We start from the raw sequence: 21,818 nt of genomic DNA, 5'->3' as shown, positions 1-21,818 counted from the left end.
ATTGTTCTGCATTAAGATAATGTATAGAGTACGGATCAATGATCAAGTGATGATACATTCCGGAAGCATAAGTTTTCCCGGGCTAAATACGGCTAATGTCAGATGGAATATAGAGTTTTCGCGTATTTCTAGAAAAAACTCGTGTATTAATTGAAATTCGTTATCGAAAGAACCAATTTACAGTGAAACTTGATCATGTTTCCCCAATAAGAAGACTAATTGTTGTAGTTGAGCATACTGGTTGACTACAATTAGACTTAGCCATGATGGCGATAACGTTGACGGATTTATCGAACAACTTAGCTCTTGATCATCGTTCCATAGCGAAAATAGCTCAATCTATACTCAATATTATAGAGTTGACTTAATACTTGCCATGACGGTTTGTGGATAACATGTGAACCACCCATGATCATACTTCAAGATAATGTTGATCATAAGTCCCAGCTGATGGTGATCATAGTTTTGATAATCTTTGATCATCCTTTCGGAAATGATTGATCATGGTTCCTTGCTTACTTTGATCATTGTTCCGATGTGAGATTTATTTTAGTTTATAATTTACAATCGCTTAGCGTGATTTTTTCCTCTGGATCATAGATCAACTAATCAATATAGATCATATTAATCAAATAGATCAGCTTATTAAAACCTACAAAATTTCCTTTATTTATTTTCCTTTTTCTATTAATCTTTTTCCGGAAGTATGGCAAAATTACGGGGACCTTTACACGGAATCATTCAATGGGACAAGATAATAAAGTTCTAATCAAAGCACCTAGAAGTCATAAAGATGGGCACCTATTTGAAGTATCTGAAAATGCAGTAGATTGGATAGAGCAATACCAACACTTTAAAGGTGTCACGAAAAGTATTGTTGAATTGCTAAATTTGATCTCTTTGCATAGCCTCAGAAGCCAGGATGGCCTTGTTTCAACAACGGAGCTGATTGAAGCGACAGAAGGCCAGGTTACCCGAGCAGCAATACAACAAAGATTACGAGCAGCAGTAAATATTGGTTTGTTTACCCAAGTAGCCGTCAAGTTTGAGCACGGCCTTGCAGGTAAAACGATGCTACACAAATTCGTTAATCCGAACCAGTTGATCTCCGTATTAGGCGCAACAAGCCTCGTTACAGAGTCTGTGAAGTTGTCTCAAAAGAAAAAGCGTTCCAAAGCACTTGCTCAGACAAAAGTAAATAAACGACTTTTAAATGAACATGGCTTAAACACGCCACCAGCAATGAAAGACGAGGCTGATCAGTTTGTGGTTTCACCTACCAATTGGGCTGGGATCATTGATCAAGCGTTAGCTCCGCCTCGGACTCGAAAAAGCTACCAGAAATCAATGGTCTCAATTTCTGGTACTAAAGCAGTTATTGAAACTCGATCTTCTAAAAATATTATGACTGTCGACGATCTCATGACACTGTTCGCATTGTTTACTCTAACCGTGCAATACCATGATCATCACCAAGATCACTACCATATTGACGCTGTTCAAGCACCGAACAAAACGCCACTGTATATTACAGACATTCTTTCTTTGCGGGGCAAGAAAGACAGTGGGCCTGCTCGCGACTCGATCCGAGATAGTATTGATCGAATTGAATTTACCGACTTTCAGTTGCACGAACTAACAGGGCGCTGGCTTAGTGAAAACATGCCTGAGGGATTTAAAAGTGATCGTTTCCGTTTTCTTGCACGAACGATCACCGCCTCTGAAGAAGCGCCAGTAGAAGGGGCGGATGGTGAAATTCGTATTAAGCCAAATTTGTATATTTTGGTCTGGGAACCGTCATTTTACGATGAGCTGCTCACGCGCGATTACTTTTTCTTGTTCCCACCTGAGATCCTTCGCCAACATACGCTGGTATTCCAGCTTTACTCATATTTTAGAAGCCGAATGTCAAGACGACATTCTGACTCTATGCTTCTTAGCGAGCTCAATCAAAAGCTAGCGAGAAATATTGAATGGCGTCGATTCTCGATGGATCTGATCCGTGAACTGAGGAAGCTGTCAGAAGATAAGTCTACAGAAGATCTTTTTATCGTTAATTTGTGGGGATACCACCTGACTGTCTCAACGATCAAAAAGAAGGGGAAGGTGGCTGATTATCAAGTCGATATTAAGTGCGATGTAGAAGAGGTTCTGCGTTACTCTCGCGCGAAAACGACCAATGCTGGCAAGAGAAACATGGCACCGACTTTACCGAACCCGCTTAGAAACGAAATGGTGTCTAAACAGAAATTGGATGAATTGTCGACGATCATTGATGGTGAGTTCGAGCCCATCCAGCGCAAATCACCTTCGCCGAAAGGAAAGCTAGGCAGACGTGTAAAGTTGAGAAAGCACCTGGTAGAAATTAACGCTGATGAAATTACCATTACCTTATCTAAATATACCTCCCCAGAGGCTTTAGAACGCAGTATAACGGCTTTAGCTGCGATGACAGGGCATCCGTATAACTCAATCAAAAGTGAGTGTGAGGAGCTTGTAGAGAAGCTAGATTACCTTAGAGTGGCTGATGGAGTGATATCTTACGAATCTCTGAGTAAGTTAGTAGAGCTCTATAACGGCAAAACAGACAGCAAGCACTTGTCGATAGAGAGATTAATTTCTGGTTTGGCAGTACGTCGAAAAGTATGCAAACAGGTTTACGAAGGGCATATCGATGATACGGTTTATAAGGTACTGGAGGATATGGCCATTTAGGCCGTATCTTAGCTAATAGGGAAAGTATCAACAAAACTCTGACAGTGAAATGACATTCGACGCAAACGTTTGCTTTAGTATCTTACCCCGAATAGACAACCTTTTGCCCTTTCTAATTTTGAGAAGAGTGGCGAGTTTTATTGATTCGATTTCAGAGCGAGCTTAATTTAAGCTCGCTTTTTTTTGCCTCGAAAATGCCTAACTATTTGTCTCGTCAAAACACCTTACCCAAAACGGTCTATAAAAATTAATGTGCTACGGTGATACAAAGCTTAGCAATACGAAAATTAGTTCAAAATTGAGCTTGTCGCCGAAAGCATGATCAAGAGTGCAAGAAGGTGGGTTTTCAGAGTCGCTTGAAAAAGAAGCGAAATAATATTGAGGCGAATCTTTTAAATATAATCTTACGTTTTACTTGATGTAAAGTGACTCTTCACAAAATTCCAGATTGTTTTCTGAAGCTAAAACTAGCTCACATATTGCGCCCTTATTACTTAACAATGGAAAGGGGCTTTGCTACAGATTAGTTGTTCCTTACATGGTTTTCGGAGGTAACAATGTCCATTAATTCTATCGACCATGATGACATGACGAATATTGCAAATAAGTGGGATCTCACGGAAGAGGAACAAGAAGTATCCCAGAAATCAGTTGATAAAGTTAAGTCTGCGGAGGCTCGTCGTCGCATTGAGGCGTTGAAAGAGATCCGAGAAAGCGGCTTAACTATCGAAGAAGCCAGAGAGCTGGGATTGCTTCACTAAGTACTAGCAATATTGATTAATTGGGTGGCCTAGGCCACCCTTTTTAATTTGGACGTTTGTTGATCTAAACCAATACAAAGTACTTTTGTTTCCTGCCTTGTATGATATATTTCTGAGCCAGTATTTTCAGCGTTGAGCACGAGCTATGTCGGTTAATCTTTCATCATTGCCTAAACACGAGAAAAATAGGATAGAACTTGATAAGCAAGCTTCCTATTTGGTGTGGCAGCTTAAGCATGGTGAATCGACGCCTGATGCCATATCTACTGTTTTCGACAAGATAGTTGATGAGCAAGAAAAAGAGTGGTTTCAAAATAGCATAGACAAGTACAAGAGAATGATGAACTTGGTTTAGAGCTGATGCTTGACGTGACATTGAACAAGAGAGAAAACCCCAATGGGAAGAAGTTTTGAAGTGCGCAAGGCCTCTATGGCTAAGACCCAAGGCGCAAAAATTAAAGTGTATTCCAAATATGGTAAAGAGATCTACGTTTGCGCGAAGAACGGCGGTGTAGATCCTGATATGAACTTGTCGCTAAAGCACCTAATTGCTAAAGCGAAGAAAGACCAAGTTCCAGCGCATGTTATCGATAAAGCTCTAGATAAGGCTGCTGGGGGCGGTGGTGAAGAATATCAACCTGCTCGTTATGAAGGTTTTTCTCCAGGCGGTGCAAGTGTCATCGTAGACTGTTTAACTGACAATGGTAACCGTACTTTCCAAGACGTTCGCCAATGCTTCGTAAAAACTGGCGCCAAAATCGGTAGCCCTGGTACTACGGCTCACATGTTTGATCACAATGCTGTTTTTCAGTTTAAAGGTGACAACGATGAGGCTGTACTTGAAGCGCTTATGATGGCTGATGTAGACGTTACAGACATTGAGTCAGACGATGGTGTGATTACTGTTTTTGCTCCTCATACTGAGTTTTTTAAAGCAAAAACTGCTTTGAATGATGAGTATCCTGATCTGACTCTTGATGTTGAAGAAATTACTTTTGTTCCTCAGACGCACACTCAAATCGAAGGTGAAGATGCTGAGAAGTTTCAGAAGTTCTTGGATATGCTTGACGAATGTGATGACGTTCAGCAGGTCTATCACAACGCTGAATTGTCTAACTAAGTTCATATTCAGCCGAGCAGTTATGCTCGGCTGATTGCTAAATTTACAATGTAAATAACCGTAAGTCGAATTACTCCTTCAACTCTTCAGTACTGTTAAACTACGAGTTAACGTTTTATCTGCACTTCTTGAGTCTTCCTCATGCTCAACGCTGCTAGCATATTTGTCACTATCAAATTGAACTAGTACCCAATGAGTTGGATAAAACTCTCAGCTGTTTTCACTGCTTCTTTTCTATTGGCAATATTGAGCTTTTGGTAAACATTTCGAATATGCGTTTTGATTGTCGTACCAGCGACCCCTAACTCATTCGCAATCTGTTCATTGCTAAAACCAGAGTAAATTAACCCTAATACTTGCCACTCTCTTTGCGTTAAAGGGCTGGTTCTGACAAGTTCAGGGGTATCAGAGTGTTGAATGAGCTTATCGACAAACTCTTGGTTGAAGCGTGCACTATTTGAGCGCGCCGAACTGACAATCTCTTTTAACAGCTGTTTTACTTTGTGATGGTCTAGCTCATCCAAATCGGTGCTTTCATCCAGTTGCTGTAGTACGGGTTCAAGGTACTTACCATCGATGAGGAGATACCCCAGCATGCCTGTTTGATGAGTCAACGTTAACGCTTCATGTAACTGCTCGCAGGCTAGGGGCAATTTGTTTTGAGCAGTGGAAAGCATTGTAGCAAGGAGTAAGTTCTTATTTTTGTCTGCGATGAGGTTCTTTTCTTGTGCTTGTTGCTGTAACCAATCCAAAGCCGAGTCTGCTTGCTGCCATTCTTGTAAATAAAAGTGAGCGCGAATGATATTCCGCCACTGCAGTTGAGAAAAATGATTGTGGGCTTGAGTTGGCCGAATGGCGGTACTTAACCACTTTTCAATGGACGCAGTATCATCTATCGCTTGCCAATACAAAAGTAATGACATGGACGCATTAGCTGTCCAATCCACATGATAGTTTGATTGGCTGAGTAGATCCTCAATTGTACTGACAAAAGTTTTGGCGTTATCAATTTCCCCCCGTCGAATTGCTATACTTGCCAGCATAGAGTAAGAATGTAAGTGCTTACTTTTTAATTTGGGGCCAAGAGCCTCAATACCACGAAAGGCACATTGCTCAGCCTCTTCCAATCGGTTCCAGCTCCATAATATTTGTGCGCGTAGACGAAGGAGGAACTCATGTAGTGGGATTTGGTGGAGTTGATGGTCTTCAATGAGTTTGAAGGCGCTCTCGTGCACTTCAAATGAGGCTTGAGCATATCCTTGGGCGAATAGTATCTCGCTTTGTTGCAAGATTGCCCATAGAGCTTGGTGATACACCTGATATTGACGAGCTAGCTTTTCGGCTTGTTGCATCATAGGCAAGGCGCGATCTAAATATCCAAGCACATGATTGACTTCAGCGATGACTGATGTGGCGACAATTCGGCTGTGATAGCTGGTTTGATCCAACTGACTTAGGGCTATTTCTGCTAATTTCAGAGCTTCCTCTGGGCTATTGTCGTTGATAGCGACCTGCGCTCTCAATGCGTTGAACTCTCCTTGTAACTTGGAGGACAATTTCACTCCTAGCGTGGCCATTTGGGCATCCGCTTTGTGAAGTAAACTGCTTACTTTTTCGTATTGATGTTGACTTTGTGCTAGCCATGCTTGCAGCAAACACAAGTCAGGAGTGGTATAGAGTTCAACTGAGTTCAAGCTGTTAATTGCAAGCTCCAGAGAATGCAACTCGCCACGGTTAAATAGCTCCCAGCCGTGTTGAATAAGAATATCGACAACCAAGGCACTCCGCTTCGAGAGGCGAGCATGCTTGAGAGCTTGTGATGGTGATCCCTGCCTTAGCCACGCGGCCGTTGCCGCGGAATGAAGATCTTGCTCTTGAAGCGGCATTAAAGCTCTTCTTTGGTGAGATAGAAACTCTGCAAACAGATTGTGGAACTTGTACCAACTGTTTTCTCCTTCTAGGCGATGAAGAAACATGCCAGAACGATGTAACGATTCTATTCGGCTTAATGCATCACTCTGCTGGCTTATGTCGTGGGCCAGTTCGTCATTAAAATGATCGAAGATGGCACATTGCATTAGAAACGATTTAGTTTGCTGATCTAGCATACTGAACGCTTCTTCCGCCAAATAATCCCATAAATGTTCATGATTAAAGGCAAAAATGGAGTCTGTAGCTTGCTGTAGGCTCTTTTCTTGGTGCTGAGATTGAAGGGCGATCAGCTGCAGAGCTGAAGGCCAACCTTCAACGTAATTCGTCAAACTCTCAGCAATACAGTGTTCGACTTTACCGCTTTCTTTCTGGTTGAGAAAACGTATTGTTTCGCTAGTATCAAAGGCCAATTGCTCGGTATTAACCTCAATGATCTGCCCACGTACTCTCAAATTTGCGATACCAAGGGCAGGCAATGTTCGGCTGGTTATTACTAGTGTGATGTTGTCTGGTAAATGCTTCAAAAAAAAGCGCATGGCCTCATTGATTTCATCTAACTCGATCAGATGAAAGTCGTCTATCGCGACATAGCACTCTTCCTTAAACTCATTGAGGCTTGATAGGACATCACTAAAAAGCGCACTTAACGTCGAGAATTGTCTTTTTTCAGCAAGAGATAAAGACTTTGCGCAAGTATTCTGAGTTGCACTATTCAGAGCTCTGAGAAAATAGGTGATGAATGTATAAGGCTCGTTGTCATTTTCATCAACACTGTACCAGCCTACATTTAGCTTGTCCGATAACCAAGATGATGCCGCCGTTGTTTTACCGTACCCCGCAGGAGAGATAAACAGTACCAGTTTGGAAAACTTTGCTTGCTGTAGAGCCTCTACAATCTTGGTGCGTACTATTGTGTAATGAGAAAAATTGGGACGAGTGAGTTTAGACTGAATCCACATTATGAAAAACTATCCCTGTAAACTGAACTACTACTAAGCCAACCCATATTCCGGTCGGTTCAAGTTACGTATCGACAACATAGACGATTTGCGATCATATTGTAATTGCTCTACGCCTTTTAGGTGTGATCAATGTCTCACTATATCTTGCTTCTCCAGTTAATTTCTTCTAAAGATCAACATTTATAATCTTAATGTTATGAAAAATAACTGCTTTTAATTGGTGGGTAAATATGAATTCAATTCAGTGTGGCTGTGCCCTTTTGAAGCAATAACAATAAGATTGCTCTACGCCCTACCTCTACACCTTCGTGAGTAGCAATCAGGATGAGGTGAATATTGTTCATCTATATAACACTTGATATCTGTGCCATGTTACGCGCCAAATAATTGAGGGAAGAGGGTATGAAATCGAAGCAAACAGGCTCCTTTGACAAGGTTCTATTTCAAGAAAGTGTTAAAAAACATCTATATGCGACTTACGCAACCACTTTTGAAAAAGCGGATAAACACGCGTGGTTTTTGGCGATGGGTACTGCACTGGCAGAGCTAACAACTTGCGATCTGTTGTGTACTGAACATGACGAGAAAATTAGAAACGCAAAAAGCGTCAATTATCTCTCCCTCGAATTTTTGATTGGTCGACTAACAGGCAACAATTTGATCAGTATGGGTGTTTACCAGCAAGTAGCCGAAGCGATGGAAGAGCTAGGGCAGAACCTAACTGACTTGCTTGAAGAAGAACGTGATCCTTCACTGGGAAATGGTGGTTTAGGTCGATTGGCCGCTTGTTTTATGGACTCTCTTGCAGCGCAAGAATTCCCAACGGTTGGCTATGGTTTGCACTATGAATATGGATTGTTTAAGCAGTCATTTGATCATGGACACCAAGTAGAAACACCTGATGCTTGGCGCGGTGTTGAAGGCTACCCATGGGAGATTGCCCGTCCAGATCTTGCTCAAGAGATTGGTTTTTATGGTCATGTAGAAACCTACCAAGAAAATGGTAAAGAAAAGCGTCGCTGGTTACCAGGAATGACAGTGAAAGCCATGCCTTGGGATATGCCAATCGTCGGCTATGAAAGCAATACCGTTTATCCATTGCGTCTTTGGGAGTGCCAAGCCATTGCACCTTTCTCGCTAGAAAGCTTCAACAACGGCAACTACTTTGAAGCTCAGCACTCGTTGATTGATGCTGGTAACATTACCAAAGTTCTGTATCCAAATGACAATCACGAAAAAGGCAAAACGCTTCGCCTGATGCAGCAGTACTTCCATAGTGCAGCATCTATTCGGGATATTTTGCGTCGCCATGAAGAAGCCGGACATACTTTAGCGTCCTTGCCTAAGTACGAAACGATACAGCTGAATGATACTCACCCAACGGTTTCTATTCCTGAACTAATGCGCATTCTTATCGATGAAAAAGAGATGGAATGGGATGACGCATGGGCCATTTGTTCAAAAACGTTCGCATATACCAATCATACTTTATTGCCAGAAGCTCTAGAGACTTGGGATGAATCTCTGATTCAGAGATTGTTGCCGCGCCATATGGAAATTATTTACCAAATTAACTACTTGTTCCTTAAAGAAGTACGCGAAAAGTGGCCTGGAGATGTAGAGAAGCAGCGTAAGTTATCCATCATTCAAGAAGGTTTCCACCGTATGGTACGAATGGCAAACCTTTGTGTAGTTGGGTCGTATGCGGTTAATGGAGTTGCTGCAATGCACTCGGAGCTAGTAAAACAAGACCTTTTCCCTGAGTTCAACGTTCTTTACCCGGGCAAATTACAAAATGTGACGAACGGAATCACTCCTAGACGTTGGCTGAAGTTTTGTAACCCAGAGTTGTCTGAACTGATTTCGCAAAAAATTGGCTCTGATTGGCCGACCCAGTTAGATCAGTTGCGAAACATTGCAGATTACGCAGAAGAGACCGAGTTTCAAAAAGCCTTTATGCAGGTTAAGCAAGCCAATAAGCAGCGTTTAGCGGATTGGGTAGAGCAAAACATGGACATCAAGCTTGATACGCAGGCCATTTTCGATGTGCAAATAAAACGCTTGCATGAATATAAGCGTCAGCACCTAAATGTATTGCACATTCTATCTATGTATCACCGCTTGCTACATGATTCTGATTTTGAGATGGAACCGCGAGTCGTCTTTTTCGCAGCGAAAGCAGCGCCGGGCTATTACTTAGCAAAAGAAATCATCTATGCAGTCAATAAGATTGCGGAGAAAATCAATCACGATCCTCGAATTGGCAACAAACTCAAAGTGGTCTTCATTCCTGATTATCGTGTAAGCATTGCGGAAATTATTATTCCTGCAGCCGATGTTTCAGAGCAGATCTCTACAGCAGGTAAAGAGGCATCCGGTACAGGCAATATGAAGCTAGCACTGAACGGGGCTCTAACTATCGGAACCATGGATGGCGCAAACGTTGAAATTCGTGAAGAGGTAGGTGATGACAATATCTATATCTTTGGCTTAGAAGTGGACGAAGTCGAACAGCTTAAACGTTCTGGCTACAACCCATTCGACTATTACAATTCCAACTCTCTGTTGAAAGCCTCGCTAGATTTGTTATTGGGTGAAGAGTTTACTCCTGGTGAGCCGGGTAAGCTCAGAGCGATTTACGACAGCTTGCTTGATGGTGGTGACCCATACTTCTGCTTGGCCGATTTTGAGTCGTATGTGAAGGCACATGAGGCGATGGATGAGCAATACAAAGACACAGCTGGTTGGGCGAAGAAAGCGATTCTTAATACGGCTCTTGTGGGTAAATTCAGCTCCGATCGCAGCATACAAGATTATGTAAACAATATATGGAAGCTAGAGACAGTGAAGCGATAGATAGCTTCATCGTACGGAAAATAAAAATGCTGAATAGAAATTTAGCTTAACGATGAACGAATTAAACTGTCCGGAGAGATCAATGAATATTGAAAGTCACATAAAGCAAGTTGCTGATCGAGCAGGCATCTCCGATCACTACGTTAGCGCTTGGGGTGAAGATACTGCTGTAGATAGTTCGACAATTATTAAACTGCTGTTCGCGCTAGGCTATGATGCAAATAGCAAAGAGTCTTTGGTTAAGTCTGCAGACAAAAAGCACAAAACAGAAGTACTAGAGCCAGTGCTGGTTGTTCAAAAAGGCCAAGCGGTTGAGGTTGCATTAAACCTAGGTGTGAGTGCTAGAGAGAGCGACTTTAGCTGGCAATTGAATACTGAGCAAGGTGAAGTACTTGAAGGGTATCTGCAATCGCAGATTGTTAGGGATGAGCGTGCCGAAGGCGGAGCTCTAGTTTTCTCAATTTCTACTGAACTAGGCTTTGGCTACCATGAACTGCTGGTGAAGAGAAAACGCCGTAAATCACCATACAAAATGACAATTATATGCACTCCAGAAAGCTGTTTTAAGCAGGAAGCATTGCAAAATGGCAAGAAGCTATGGGGACCGAGTGTCCAGCTCTATACGCTTCGCACCCAGCATAACTGGGGGATGGGGGATTTTGGCGATCTGAAACAACTAGTTGCTGAGATCGCTTCTAGAGGAGGAGACTTTGTCGGTCTCAATCCAGTTCATGCGCTTTTTCCTTCTAATCCAGAAGCCGCGAGTCCTTACAGTCCTTCCTCACGTCGCTGGCTAAATATTTTGTATATCGATGTGTGCTCGGTACCTGAGTTTTCTCTGAGTAAACAAGCACAACAAATGGTCGGCAGCGGAGAGTTTCAACAGCGTCTGCAAAAAGCTCGCGATAGCCATTGGGTAAACTATACGGAAGTTGCGGCTCTTAAAATGAGTGTATTGCCGTTGTTGTACCAAGAGTTCAAGACGCGTCATTTGGATCACAATACAGAAAGAGCTCAAGCATTCTTGCAGTTTGTTGAAGAGGGTGGGGCCAGCTTACAGTACCAAGCGGCCTTCGATGCTATTCACGCTAAGCTGAGCGAAGAAGGGGATAATGTTTGGGGTTGGCCAGCATTTCCTGAGCAATATCGCCGATTTGAAAATCGAGCAGTTGGAAAGTTTATCGAACACAATCAAGACTCAGTTCATTTATACATGTACTTGCAGTGGATTGCTGACTGCCAAGTAAATGAAGTGCAAGTGTTAGCAAAACAAAAAGAGATGTCGATTGGCTTGTATCGAGATCTGGCAGTAGGCGTTGCGGATTCTGGCTCTGAAGCTTGGGCTGATGAAGGAAGCCTAGTGATGGAAGCCAGCACAGGCGCTCCACCTGATATTTTAGGGCCACTTGGTCAAAACTGGGGATTGCCGCCACTCAACCCGCAAACGTTGCGTGCCAACGCATATGACGCTTTTATTCAGTTGTTGAGAGCGAATATGAGACACTGCGGCGCGTTACGTATCGACCACGTATTGGGCCTTATGCGCTTGTGGTGGGTGCCGAAAGGCGAAGATGCCTCTGAAGGTGCTTATGTCAATTATCCTGTAAAAGATATGCTTTCCATTTTGGCATTAGAATCTCATAGACAGCAATGCAGCATTATTGGGGAAGATTTAGGGACAGTGCCTGACGAAATCATTTCAGAGCTTAGTGATGCTGGTGTGCACTCATATAAAGTCTTTTTCTTCGAGCGATCAAATGCAGATGGCGGATACATTTCGCCAAAACACTACAAACCACAATCTATGGCGACATTGTGCACACATGACATGCCTACTTTAAGAGGCTTTTGGCACTGCGAAGACTTAAAAATGGGTCAAGAGCTAGGGCTGTATCCCGATGAAGAACAATTGCAAACACTGTTCGATGACCGCTTAGCTAGTAAACAAGCGATTCTAGAGTCTGTGGATTGGCATGGCTATTTGCCTGAAGGTGTGGGACGTGATGCTAGCCTTGTACCAATGGATGGCAATCTTAGTGAAGCGCTACAAGTTCATGTTGCTGCTGGTGCTTCTGCATTGTTAAGTGTTCAACTAGAAGATTGGCTCGAAATGGATAAACCCGTAAATATCCCGGGAACAGTCGATGAATATCCAAACTGGCGGCGCAAGCTAACTGTGAATCTAGACGAGCTATTTTCGCGCGAAAGCGTTAATCGTTTAACGAGTAGGTTGACGCAAGCAAGAAGCGGCACATCAAGCTAATGGTGCTCGATGAGCAATTTTTAATCTTATAAATGCAGGCCTGCGAGTTCGCAGGTCTTTTTCTTACTCCTTTTGTTGCATAAATCTCATTTTAGAGGTAATAGAGTAGGAGAATTATTGAAAGTTTGGTTAGGGAGAAATAACTTTGAAAACGATAGTGAAAGATAAGAAAACACAGGTGTATGACCAACTTTCACAGGCTGCTTATTCTGATCCATTTGCATTTTTGGGGCCGTATATCAAAGATGCAGATGTCGCCCTTCGCGTTTGGATGCCGGGAGCAAACTACGTTAAGCTGCTCGTAGAAGGCGAGCCAGCGTTAGATTTGAAAAGAGAAGGTGATTCTGGCTTCGTATTACCAGGGAATAGGAACCTTCATTTTACCCATTACAAACTACTTGTTGGTTGGCCAGGCTCAGAACAAATCATTGATGACCCATACCAATATCACGCCATTTATGCCGAATATGATGATCTGCATACGCCAATCAATATGTATAAGCATATGGGCGCTCAGTTCATTACGCTTGAAAGAGATGGACAACAAGTCAGCGGCACGCGCTTTTTAGTTTATGCTCCACATGCTGCAGCGTGCAGCCTCGTTGGTGAGTTTAACCAATGGGATGGCCGAAGATACCCAATGCAGCGTCTTGATTATGGTATCTGGGGACTATTTATACCAAACCTACCAGAAGGCTCTAAGTACAAGTTTGAACTGAAAGGACCGAATGGAGAAGGTTTGCCACATAAGGCCGACCCATGGGGATTCTTTGCTGAGCAACACCCTTCGTTTGCATCTGTCACGTACGATCACAGCCGTTATCAATGGAAAGATCAAAAATGGCAAGATCGACCAATCACTGAAAAACGCAAAGAAGCGCTATCATTTTATGAATTGCATGCAGGATCTTGGCGCCGTGATGAACATGGTCAGTTTCTAAATTATCGCGACCTTGCCGATCAGCTTGTGCCTTATCTACTCGACCTTGGCTACACGCATGTTGAACTCATGCCTGTATCAGAGTATCCATTCTACGGCTCTTGGGGATATCAGCCAGTTGGCTTGTTTGCACCTACTAGCCGCTTTGGATCTCCAGATGACTTTAAATACTTTATCGATACTTGCCACCAAGCTGGGATCGGCGTGATTCTGGACTGGGTTCCAGCTCATTTCCCATCTGATGATCATGGCCTAGCTAATTTTGATGGTACGCCACTTTATCATGATCCGGATCCTCGCCGCGGTTGGCACCAAGATTGGAACTCTTTCATCTATGATCTTGGTCGGGAGCATGTAAGAAGATTCTTAGTCTCGAATGCACTGTATTGGTTCGATCGATTCCACATTGATGGTATCCGTGTTGATGCAGTCGCTTCGATGTTGTACCTAGACTATTCACGTAGCCATGATCAGTGGGTGCCGAATGTCGATGGTGGCAATGAGAATTATGATGCGATCGCGACCCTAAAATGGATGAATGAGGAAGTATATAAGTATTTCCCGAATGCGATGACGATTGCAGAAGAATCAACTGCATTTCCGGGTGTTTCACAGCCAACATTCTTAGGTGGCTTAGGCTTTGGCTTTAAGTGGAATATGGGTTGGATGCACGATAGCCTGTCTTATATCAAAGAAGATCCCGTCCATAGAAAATATCACCACGATACCATCACTTTCCCTTTGATTTACGCACACAGTGAAAACTATGTCCTGTCTTTGTCCCACGACGAAGTAGTATATGGCAAAGGCTCGATTCACAATAAAATGCCGGGTGATGAATGGCAGCAAACGGCTAACCTAAGAGCGTATATGGGCTACATGTATGGCCAGCCGGGCAAGAAGCTGAACTTCATGGGAGCGGAATTCGGCCAAACAGGCGAGTGGGATCATGACAGTCAGTTGCAATGGTTTTTGCTAGACTTCGAGCGTCATAAAGGTGTGCAATCGTTAACCCGCGATCTAAACAAACTGTATCGTAGCGAAACCGCTTTATTCGATATGGATAGTGAGCCGGGTGGTTTCGAGTGGCGACTTCAAGACGCTGCTGATACCAGTGTATTAGCGCATGAGCGAATCAGTGCTGCTGGGGAGCGTATCCTTGTTGTAACTAACTTTACGCCAGTACCGCATGATGGATTCCGCTTAGGTGTTCCGAATCAAGGTAGCTACAACCTGTTATTGTCCACTGATGACGAAAAGTATCATGGTAGCCAATATGATGTAGTACCTGTTGCCAATACAGAAGCTGTTGAAAGCCAAGGCTTGCCGAACTCACTGGCATTGACATTGCCTCCACTATCGACACTATTCTACAAGCTTAGCTAATTAAGCTATATTAAAGTATCGCTAGATTATTTAGCCCGATTTACAGTGTGAATCGGGCTTTTTGCATTTTGTGATTGATTAACGATTCAATACACAAAGTTGTAGATCATTTAGATTGAGCTTTGATTGTCTAGTTTTGTACCGTTACTTACTATTTGTTTAAATATTCCTGCATTATTTTTTGAATATCTATTTTAGATAGTCCTTGGTCAACGATGCCTTTCCAACGTTTCCCTTCCGCGTCATTCGTAAAGGCAATATACAGCCCTTTTTCTGCAAGCAACCTTGGGTTCATTACAAGATCATTTTTGTACTGCTTGAGCTCTGGTGTGTTGGAAGTTAGATATTTGAGAACGTTGCTATCTATGACTGCTAGACGTACTCTTTTGGTAGCGACCTTTTTCAAATTTAGCTCATCTGACTTTGCTGCGTCGGCTTGTATTTTCCCAGAGGCGACCATCGAATCAAAGTCCGCAGTATTCACGTAGCCACGTACTACGCCAATTTTATAGGCTTTTAGATCTGAAAGTGTCGACCATGTTACGGGTGAAGCTTTATTTTCTACCAGGCCTAATGGCCCTGTTCCAATTTTGTTGGAAAACAGAATGTCGTTGGATTCAAACTTATATTCGGGAAAGTAGCCCGCTATATTTGTATCTGTTTTTGCAAGGTGCACCGTACGTGACCAAGGGTAAAACTCTACTTTCAACGTATGCCCCATAGACTCTACCGCCGCTTTTACTACTGCGACAGATGCTCCTTGCTCAGGTAATGCTTTGCCTGAATAAGGGGGCCATTCTAAAGATGTTAGAGTAAGTGTGTCTGCTTTTATTGAGTTAGATAGGATAATTAGTAGAGCAAATGTCATGGCTCGAACTGTATACATAGCGTGTCCCTTTGTTATGTTCCTTCGCTGAATAATTATAGACTGAATGTACTTCTGGCATGATTTATCTGCGATAGGGTCTTTTAGCGATCGGGGAAGATTCTTCTACACTAAATTAATAGCTCTAATTATTGGTGAACTAGTATGGTTACCGCTCTTTATGCTTCAGTGCTAGCTGGTCTTATTGTCTGGCTGTCTTTCAAGGTTATTAATCAACGTAAGTCCTCCAAGGTACCGCACTCTGATGGAGGAGTGGATGAGCTGGTGATTGCAAGAAGTGCTCATAGCAACGCGGTAGAATATATTCCAATCACGCTTATCTTACTTGCGTTGGCTGAGTTCAATGGCGCTAGCGCTATTCTAATCCATATATTTGGCACCGTATTTTTCTTTGGTCGGTGGATTCATGCCAATGCTATCTTAAATGAAAGTATCCCCGGACGAGTAAGAGGCATGAAGATTACATTTGTCTGTATCGTCGGTTTGATATTACTTAACCTCATTTATGTCCCACTGCTTTAAATAGGGCTGGGTATTTGATGATTCGCTTTCCTCCATCTTGGGTTTTAGTGTTAGTCGGGCTGATATTGAATGTACTGGCTATTTTGATGTCTAGTATCGTGCTGGATAGGTTGAGTGGAGATATCGGTAAGCTCAATGAATCGAAGGAGCAAAATCGTTACTCTATTCAGCTTGCCTGGAATAGCGTGGAAACACTAGAAAGAAAGCGTGAAGCTATTTTGCTGCATATCCAGAGTATGCCCGCAGAGAATCGTGATTTTATGCTACAAGAAGCCATCCAACTGCAATTACAGCATTGGATAGGAAAACCCGTCCCTCAAATTTCTCAAGGCAATCTTGCCAGCCTTATGATGTTGATTAACCAAGCTCAGCAAACACTGAGAGATAAAATCGATGACTACTATTTGGAGAATTTAGCGATTGGTGAAAGGGCGCTGAGTCTAAACGAGAAAATAGCATGGTATAAGAATATTGGCTTGTTTTTGCAAGTGTTTGGTCTTGCACTAATTTTAGCTAGGGACTTAGCAAGAAAGAGCTAGCTCAATAAACTAGCCCATCAAATTTCAATTAAAGCTGCGGCTCAACCACGACAAACTTGTTGGTTCCGGCGATCGGTGCATACCAATGACTTTGCTTTACGTAGAAGGTCGATCCACTAACCGAGACAGGCACAGTGCCATCTGGAAGGAAGTCGATAACAGTGCCAACCTTCGGCTGGTTCGTTGGAGCGGCAGTCGCTGTGTTTACTTCTTTCACAACCGTCACTGGAGGCTGCTCAACATAAACATACTCGTTGCCGCTACGTTTGTAGTATATGTTGTCAATGATTGCATAGGTAATACCCGCTAAAACAATGTAGCTAGCGTGCTTCGGCACTTTTGTATAGTAATAGCGACGATGTGCCGGCACCTTATAATTTGGACGGTAGATAGGCTTTACCACCACAACATTCTTGGCGGGCTTTCGATATTTATAGGGTTGCCTTGGTTCAGCTAACGCTATAGATGGGGCGATAAGGCCCAGAATAACTACAGCTAAAGTTCCATTTCGCAATTTAGTAGATCTCAACATATCCGATTCCTATCGACTATATGGTGAAGTAAATCTAGCAAAGCGCACTTCAAGCAACGTAAAGAAAGCGTAAATGTATGTAAAGGCGAGAGGCTCAGTCAATTACTCTTGCCTAGATGTTTCCATATCAGTTGGCGAATGACGTCATATCTTTTTGGTAAGTTTCGGTGCCGTTTTTGGATCAGATACAGTGTTTCTGTCACAGGAGAAACTGTCTTAGCGACATAAAGGTCTTGGCTGTTACTAAAGTTGTCTACAGCACTCTTGGGTAAAACAGTAAAGCCTAGTCCCATAGATACAGGTAACAGTATTTGGTTGAGTTGATTGATATAGCCCGCTCTTGGTAATTCTTCAATATTGAGTTTTTCAAGCTCACTGTCATCACATAAATCTAAATACATAGATAAGTAATGTTTTGCATCTGGGTGTTCTATGAGTCCACAGCTAAACAGTTTCTTTGGGGTTAGGGGCTCGCCCTTATATGAGCTTGGCAGTACAAGGCAAAGTTGTTCGTTGTTAAGAGCTTCACTCTCGTAGAGGCTTGTGCTCTGAACGTCAGTCACTATGCCTAATGCGGTGTGCCCACTTTGGATGTCCTTTAGGATTTTTTGATTGGGTGCAACTTCTAATTCAATATGTAAATCTGGATACTGTTGCTGCAATTTCAGGAGCTCTGGATACAGTTTTAGAGCCAAAGATCCCGAGCACGAGAGCTGACATTGTCCGGAATAGGGATCATCAAAGCTGAGCTTTTCGAGTAAGTTAGACTCGTGCTCTGCTTGCTGAAGAGCATATTGATAAACAAGTCTTCCCTGTTCGGTCAACTCAAAGCTTTTTCCCTGCTTCTTAATCAGTGGATGGCCGCAGTTCGCTTCCAATTTCTGCAAGTGCTGGCTAACTCCGGGTTGAGTCATATAAAGCTTCTCAGCCGTTTTCGTAAAGTGGCCGACATCCACTAGAGTTTTGAAGGTGTTTAGCCAAACAGGATTAAGCATATCAACCAAATCAAAAGTTCATAACAAAAAATTATTATAATTCTAATTATTGATAATTTCTAATTCTTGAACAGTAAGGTTACATTTACTTCAACGAAATGGAGCTCAGCTCGCAACGCAACCAATGAGGTGAAATATGTCTATCGAAACTCCAATGCCTTACCCAAGAACGTTTTCTCATATCGGTATTTCAGTGCCCGATCTTGAAGCGGCAGTGAAATTTTATACTGAAGTACTGGGTTGGTATCTAATTATGCAACCAACAGAAATCGTCGAAGACGATTCAGCTATCGGGGAAATGTGTACTGATGTGTTTGGTGCGGGATGGGAAAGGTTTCGCATCGCTCATTTATCTACAGGTGATCGCATTGGTGTTGAACTGTTTGAATTTAAAAACCAACAGAACCCAGAAGACAACTTTGAGTACTGGAAAACAGGTATATTCCACTTTTGTGTTCAAGATCCAAATGTTGAAGAGCTTGCTGAGAAAATTGTTGCTGCTGGTGGTAAGAAGCGTATGAAAGCACCACGTTATTATTATCCAGGTGAAAAACCTTATCGCATGATCTACATGGAAGACCCATTTGGAAACATCTTAGAAATATACAGCCATAGCTATGAGTTGCATTACTCGAGCGGAGCATATAATTAAGCGTCTTCAATGCTTTGCTCTAAATCCAGCGAGTAGGATTTAACCCGCTGGATTATATTAATTTCAAGCTAGATAAAATGAAGATCCCTAAAGTGGTGGTTAGTAATGACATAAAGGTTGTCAGAGCTATAATGTTAGCAGCCAACTTCGCGTTCCCTCCCATGGCTCTTGCCATCACATAACTCGCAGCCGCTGCGGGACCGGCACTCATGAGATAAATTATACCAAGTTCCAACCCTCGAAAGCCCAGTAACAAGCCCCCTAAAGTCAAAAACAGCGGACACAACACAAGGCGGAAGATGGTCGCAAACCATGCTGGTTTTATTTCATGTTTCAGTGATCGAAAGTCGAGCGAACCACCTGTGCAAAGCAGCGCTAGTGGTAGTGTCATGTTTGCAAAGTATTGGCCCGCTTTTACTACTACTTGTGGAATTGGGATAGACAAAGCGTAGACAGCTAAACCGAGTAAGATAGCTTGTGTTAAGGGGTTTTTGGTTAGCGTTTTGAGTACAACAGAAAATGCTTGGTTGTTTGATTCACCGGCTGTCGGTGATAGGGCGATCACGGCCAACACATTGTACAATACTGTGGTGCTAGCCACGTAAATTGCCGCGACGGCAATACTTGATTGACCGAATGTATTTATCACATAAGCAAGCCCAATAATACCAGCATTGGCTCGAAAGCCGCCCTGAATAATAACGCCTTGATCTTGTGGCTTAGAGTAGTACTTTTTTGCTATTAGTGATGTGAAGATAAAAAACAAAATGTTGGCGAAAAGGCCGTAGATTATCAAAGAGCTACTGCCTGAAAAGTCTAGATTTGAAGTCACAATGCTCAAAAATAGCATGGTCGGGAGAGTGATCTTAAAGACCAACTTAGAGCCAACCTCAATGAAGTTCTCATTAATCAAACCAGTATTTCTCAGATAGATACCAAGAAATAGCATTAAGCAAATAGGGCCTGTTATAGAAACAGAGAAAGACAGCTGTTGAAGAACACTCATTTATTCAGTCCATTGAGTTTGAAAGAAGCCAACTGTGGTGCAAAAAATCAGTTAGCTAAATACTACGCGAATACAAAATACGAATCACTGCGTGATTTATCTAGAGCTAATATTCTATTGTCGCAAAGCATATAACCTTATATTGATTGGGGTAACGTTTTTGTTATGTGAATTATTTTCTTCTGTAAATCTATGTGAACATATGTGACTGAATTGTCATTGGGTATCAGCATGCCAAAGCAGGTTTTGCTCGGTTCTTGTCTGGCTAGCCCCTAGCATTGCCCAATAGTCATTTTTGCCCAAATTGTCTGTGTAAATTTAGGAATTATTATAATGAACAAAAATGAAGGTGCTCCTTTACCTACCAACACAAGAGAGTGGTTCTTAAACAGAAATAGCTTGATTATTCTTGCCGACATCTGTTTGTTTTTATTGCTGTATTACACTTTACCCTTTGATCCAAAAGTAGTTCTCGGCCTAAGCATATTGTGTTTTATCGCTGTGCTGTGGCTGACAGAAGCGCTGCATGTCACCGTAACAGCGATTCTCGTACCCGTCATGGCCGCATTATTTGGTGTCTTTAATACGCAAACGGCATTGAATAACTTTGCAAACTCTATCATTTTCTTATTTTTAGGCGGCTTTGCTTTGGCGGCAGCGATGCATCGTCAGGGGTTGGACAAAGTCATAGCCGATAAGGTTTTATTGCTTGCTAAAGGGAGATTGAGTGTCGCTGTATTCATGCTCTTTGGTGTGACAGCTGCTCTATCTATGTGGATCAGCAATACCGCCACAACGGCAATGATGCTGCCTTTAGTGCTAGGTGTATTAAGCAAAGTTAACTCGGAAAGTGGCCACAAAACCTACGTATTTGTTTTGCTAGGTATTGCTTACAGTGCCAGTATCGGTGGTATTGCAACGGTAGTAGGCAGTCCTCCGAATGCCATTGCAGCTGCTGAAGTTGGATTGAGCTTTACCGACTGGATGAAATTTGGTTTGCCAACTTCCATTGTTCTTTTACCTATCGCTGTCGCAGTGCTGTATTTTACGTTGAAGCCAGACTTGAAAGGTGAATTTGAAATCAATCATGAAGCCATTAACTGGGACAAAGGCAAGGTCGTTACTTTGGCGATTTTTGCTCTCACCGTGTTTATGTGGATCTTCAGTAAGCCTATCAATGCGTTTCTTGGTGGTTATGCGAAATTCGATACCATTATTGCATTGGGTGCGATCATTTTGGTCAGCTTTGCTCGAGTTGTACATTGGAAAGATATAGAAAAAACGGCCGATTGGGGTGTATTACTGCTGTTTGGTGGTGGTATCTGTCTGAGTAATGTTCTGAAAGCGACGGGTGCGAGTGTTTTCTTAGCCCATGAACTGAGCAATATGATTTCCAGCTTTGGTATCCTTTTCGTTGTGTTAATCATTGCAACGTTTGTGGTATTCCTCACTGAGTTTGCCAGTAATACAGCCAGTGCTGCGTTACTTGTGCCGATATTTGCGACGGTTGCGGAAGCATTTGGTATGTCTCCAGTGATTTTGTCTGTGTTAATTGCTGTGGCGGCTTCTTGCGCATTCATGCTGCCAGTTGCCACTCCGCCAAATGCAATCGTATTTGGTACAGGACACATTAAGCAAACTGAGATGATGCGAGTCGGTATTATTCTTAACATCGTCTGTATCTTTGCTCTGACAACTATCGCTATGTTGCTTTGGACATAACAGTTTCAGTGAAAGAAAAATCAAGAGCG

General features: G+C 42.6%; 16 protein-coding genes. 11 read left to right on the top strand and 5 right to left on the bottom strand.

All coding sequences use genetic code 11. From position 1 onward, the window contains the following. Positions 1-744: 744 nt before the first annotated feature. The 4 genes from L7A31_RS06705 to L7A31_RS06690 all read left to right on the top strand — a co-directional run bounded on the left by L7A31_RS06705 (position 745) and on the right by L7A31_RS06690 (position 4,596). A complete protein-coding gene (locus L7A31_RS06705; RefSeq protein WP_237360718.1) occupies positions 745-2,715 on the top strand; it encodes a replication initiator protein RctB domain-containing protein in 1,971 nt (656 codons plus the stop codon). Between the two features lie 557 nt (positions 2,716-3,272). Beyond that, entirely contained in the window at positions 3,273-3,476 is a 204-nt protein-coding gene (locus L7A31_RS06700; protein WP_237360717.1) for a PA3496 family putative envelope integrity protein, read from the top strand. Positions 3,477-3,621: 145 nt separating this feature from the next. Next, entirely contained in the window at positions 3,622-3,831 is a 210-nt protein-coding gene (locus tag L7A31_RS06695; RefSeq protein WP_237360716.1) for a DUF3283 family protein, read from the top strand. A gap of 42 nt (positions 3,832-3,873) precedes the next feature. Then, positions 3,874-4,596 carry a YebC/PmpR family DNA-binding transcriptional regulator gene (locus tag L7A31_RS06690; protein ID WP_237360715.1) on the top strand — a complete coding sequence of 241 codons (723 nt, stop codon included), beginning with the start codon at positions 3,874-3,876 and terminating at the stop codon, positions 4,594-4,596. Between the two features lie 182 nt (positions 4,597-4,778). Here L7A31_RS06690 and malT read toward each other — a convergent pair whose 3' ends face one another. Continuing rightward, complete coding sequence (malT, locus tag L7A31_RS06685) at positions 4,779-7,487, bottom strand: HTH-type transcriptional regulator MalT (RefSeq protein ID WP_237360714.1); 2,709 nt, start codon at positions 7,485-7,487, stop codon at positions 4,779-4,781. A gap of 405 nt (positions 7,488-7,892) precedes the next feature. On the opposite strand from malT, the gene L7A31_RS06680 reads away from it, so the two are divergent. The 3 genes from L7A31_RS06680 (at position 7,893) to glgB (ending at position 14,935) form a co-directional block, all read left to right on the top strand. After that, on the top strand, positions 7,893-10,346 hold the full coding sequence (locus L7A31_RS06680) for a glycogen/starch/alpha-glucan phosphorylase (RefSeq protein WP_237360713.1): 2,454 nt from the start codon (positions 7,893-7,895) through the stop codon (positions 10,344-10,346). A gap of 82 nt (positions 10,347-10,428) precedes the next feature. Further along, a complete protein-coding gene (gene malQ / locus L7A31_RS06675) occupies positions 10,429-12,609 on the top strand; it encodes a 4-alpha-glucanotransferase (RefSeq protein ID WP_237360712.1) in 2,181 nt (726 codons plus the stop codon). Positions 12,610-12,754: 145 nt separating this feature from the next. Then, positions 12,755-14,935, top strand: a complete 2,181-nt coding sequence (gene glgB / locus L7A31_RS06670; RefSeq protein ID WP_237360711.1) for a 1,4-alpha-glucan branching protein GlgB — start codon at positions 12,755-12,757, stop codon at positions 14,933-14,935. Positions 14,936-15,086: 151 nt separating this feature from the next. On the opposite strand, the gene L7A31_RS06665 is transcribed toward glgB, so the two are convergent. Beyond that, the gene (locus L7A31_RS06665) at positions 15,087-15,821 is read right to left on the bottom strand and encodes a substrate-binding periplasmic protein (protein ID WP_237360710.1); all 735 of its coding nucleotides are present in this window, start codon (positions 15,819-15,821) and stop codon (positions 15,087-15,089) included. Positions 15,822-15,965: 144 nt separating this feature from the next. Here L7A31_RS06665 and L7A31_RS06660 point away from each other — a divergent pair, with 144 nt between their 5' ends. Together L7A31_RS06660 and L7A31_RS06655 are read left to right on the top strand one after the other, a co-directional pair. Then, positions 15,966-16,343 (top strand): MAPEG family protein, encoded by a 378-nt coding sequence (locus L7A31_RS06660; protein ID WP_237360709.1) that lies wholly within the window; start codon positions 15,966-15,968, stop codon positions 16,341-16,343. 14 nt (positions 16,344-16,357) lie between these two features. Continuing rightward, positions 16,358-16,882 (top strand): DNA mismatch repair protein, encoded by a 525-nt coding sequence (locus L7A31_RS06655; protein ID WP_237360708.1) that lies wholly within the window; start codon positions 16,358-16,360, stop codon positions 16,880-16,882. Positions 16,883-16,910: 28 nt separating this feature from the next. On the opposite strand, the gene L7A31_RS06650 is transcribed toward L7A31_RS06655, so the two are convergent. Both L7A31_RS06650 and L7A31_RS06645 read right to left on the bottom strand, forming a co-directional pair. After that, the gene (locus L7A31_RS06650; RefSeq protein WP_237360707.1) at positions 16,911-17,414 is read right to left on the bottom strand and encodes a VPA0510 family protein; all 504 of its coding nucleotides are present in this window, start codon (positions 17,412-17,414) and stop codon (positions 16,911-16,913) included. 98 nt (positions 17,415-17,512) lie between these two features. Further along, the gene (locus tag L7A31_RS06645; protein ID WP_237360706.1) at positions 17,513-18,409 is read right to left on the bottom strand and encodes a LysR family transcriptional regulator; all 897 of its coding nucleotides are present in this window, start codon (positions 18,407-18,409) and stop codon (positions 17,513-17,515) included. A gap of 136 nt (positions 18,410-18,545) precedes the next feature. On the opposite strand from L7A31_RS06645, the gene L7A31_RS06640 reads away from it, so the two are divergent. After that, positions 18,546-19,061, top strand: a complete 516-nt coding sequence (locus L7A31_RS06640) for a lactoylglutathione lyase family protein (protein ID WP_237360705.1) — start codon at positions 18,546-18,548, stop codon at positions 19,059-19,061. A 52-nt stretch (positions 19,062-19,113) separates the two neighbouring features. Here L7A31_RS06640 and L7A31_RS06635 read toward each other — a convergent pair whose 3' ends face one another. Beyond that, positions 19,114-20,067, bottom strand: coding sequence for an AEC family transporter (locus L7A31_RS06635; protein ID WP_237360704.1), 954 nt, complete (start codon positions 20,065-20,067; stop codon positions 19,114-19,116). A gap of 333 nt (positions 20,068-20,400) precedes the next feature. Here L7A31_RS06635 and L7A31_RS06630 point away from each other — a divergent pair, with 333 nt between their 5' ends. Beyond that, complete coding sequence (locus L7A31_RS06630; RefSeq protein WP_237360703.1) at positions 20,401-21,789, top strand: SLC13 family permease; 1,389 nt, start codon at positions 20,401-20,403, stop codon at positions 21,787-21,789. The last annotated feature ends 29 nt before the right edge of the window (positions 21,790-21,818 follow it).

The organism is Vibrio marisflavi CECT 7928, from assembly GCF_921294215.1.
Classification (GTDB): domain Bacteria; phylum Pseudomonadota; class Gammaproteobacteria; order Enterobacterales; family Vibrionaceae; genus Vibrio; species Vibrio marisflavi.
Note: the sequence above shows the minus strand (reverse complement) of the source record. Positions and strands in the feature narration are given on the sequence as shown.

Excerpts from the sequence above, each read along its gene's own strand:
- L7A31_RS06650 (WP_237360707.1), bottom strand. The coding sequence starts at position 17,414 with ATGTTGAGATCTACTAAATTGCGAAATGGAACTTTAGCTGTAGTTATT.
- L7A31_RS06630 (WP_237360703.1), top strand. The coding sequence starts at position 20,401 with ATGAACAAAAATGAAGGTGCTCCTTTACCTACCAACACAAGAGAGTGG.
- malT (WP_237360714.1), bottom strand. The coding sequence starts at position 7,487 with ATGTGGATTCAGTCTAAACTCACTCGTCCCAATTTTTCTCATTACACA.
- L7A31_RS06640 (WP_237360705.1), top strand. The coding sequence starts at position 18,546 with ATGTCTATCGAAACTCCAATGCCTTACCCAAGAACGTTTTCTCATATC.
- L7A31_RS06700 (WP_237360717.1), top strand. The coding sequence starts at position 3,273 with ATGTCCATTAATTCTATCGACCATGATGACATGACGAATATTGCAAAT.
- L7A31_RS06705 (WP_237360718.1), top strand. The coding sequence starts at position 745 with ATGGGACAAGATAATAAAGTTCTAATCAAAGCACCTAGAAGTCATAAA.
- L7A31_RS06645 (WP_237360706.1), bottom strand. The coding sequence starts at position 18,409 with ATGCTTAATCCTGTTTGGCTAAACACCTTCAAAACTCTAGTGGATGTC.
- L7A31_RS06695 (WP_237360716.1), top strand. The coding sequence starts at position 3,622 with ATGTCGGTTAATCTTTCATCATTGCCTAAACACGAGAAAAATAGGATA.
- L7A31_RS06665 (WP_237360710.1), bottom strand. The coding sequence starts at position 15,821 with ATGTATACAGTTCGAGCCATGACATTTGCTCTACTAATTATCCTATCT.
- L7A31_RS06635 (WP_237360704.1), bottom strand. The coding sequence starts at position 20,067 with ATGAGTGTTCTTCAACAGCTGTCTTTCTCTGTTTCTATAACAGGCCCT.
- L7A31_RS06660 (WP_237360709.1), top strand. The coding sequence starts at position 15,966 with ATGGTTACCGCTCTTTATGCTTCAGTGCTAGCTGGTCTTATTGTCTGG.
- malQ (WP_237360712.1), top strand. The coding sequence starts at position 10,429 with ATGAATATTGAAAGTCACATAAAGCAAGTTGCTGATCGAGCAGGCATC.
- L7A31_RS06690 (WP_237360715.1), top strand. The coding sequence starts at position 3,874 with ATGGGAAGAAGTTTTGAAGTGCGCAAGGCCTCTATGGCTAAGACCCAA.
- L7A31_RS06680 (WP_237360713.1), top strand. The coding sequence starts at position 7,893 with ATGAAATCGAAGCAAACAGGCTCCTTTGACAAGGTTCTATTTCAAGAA.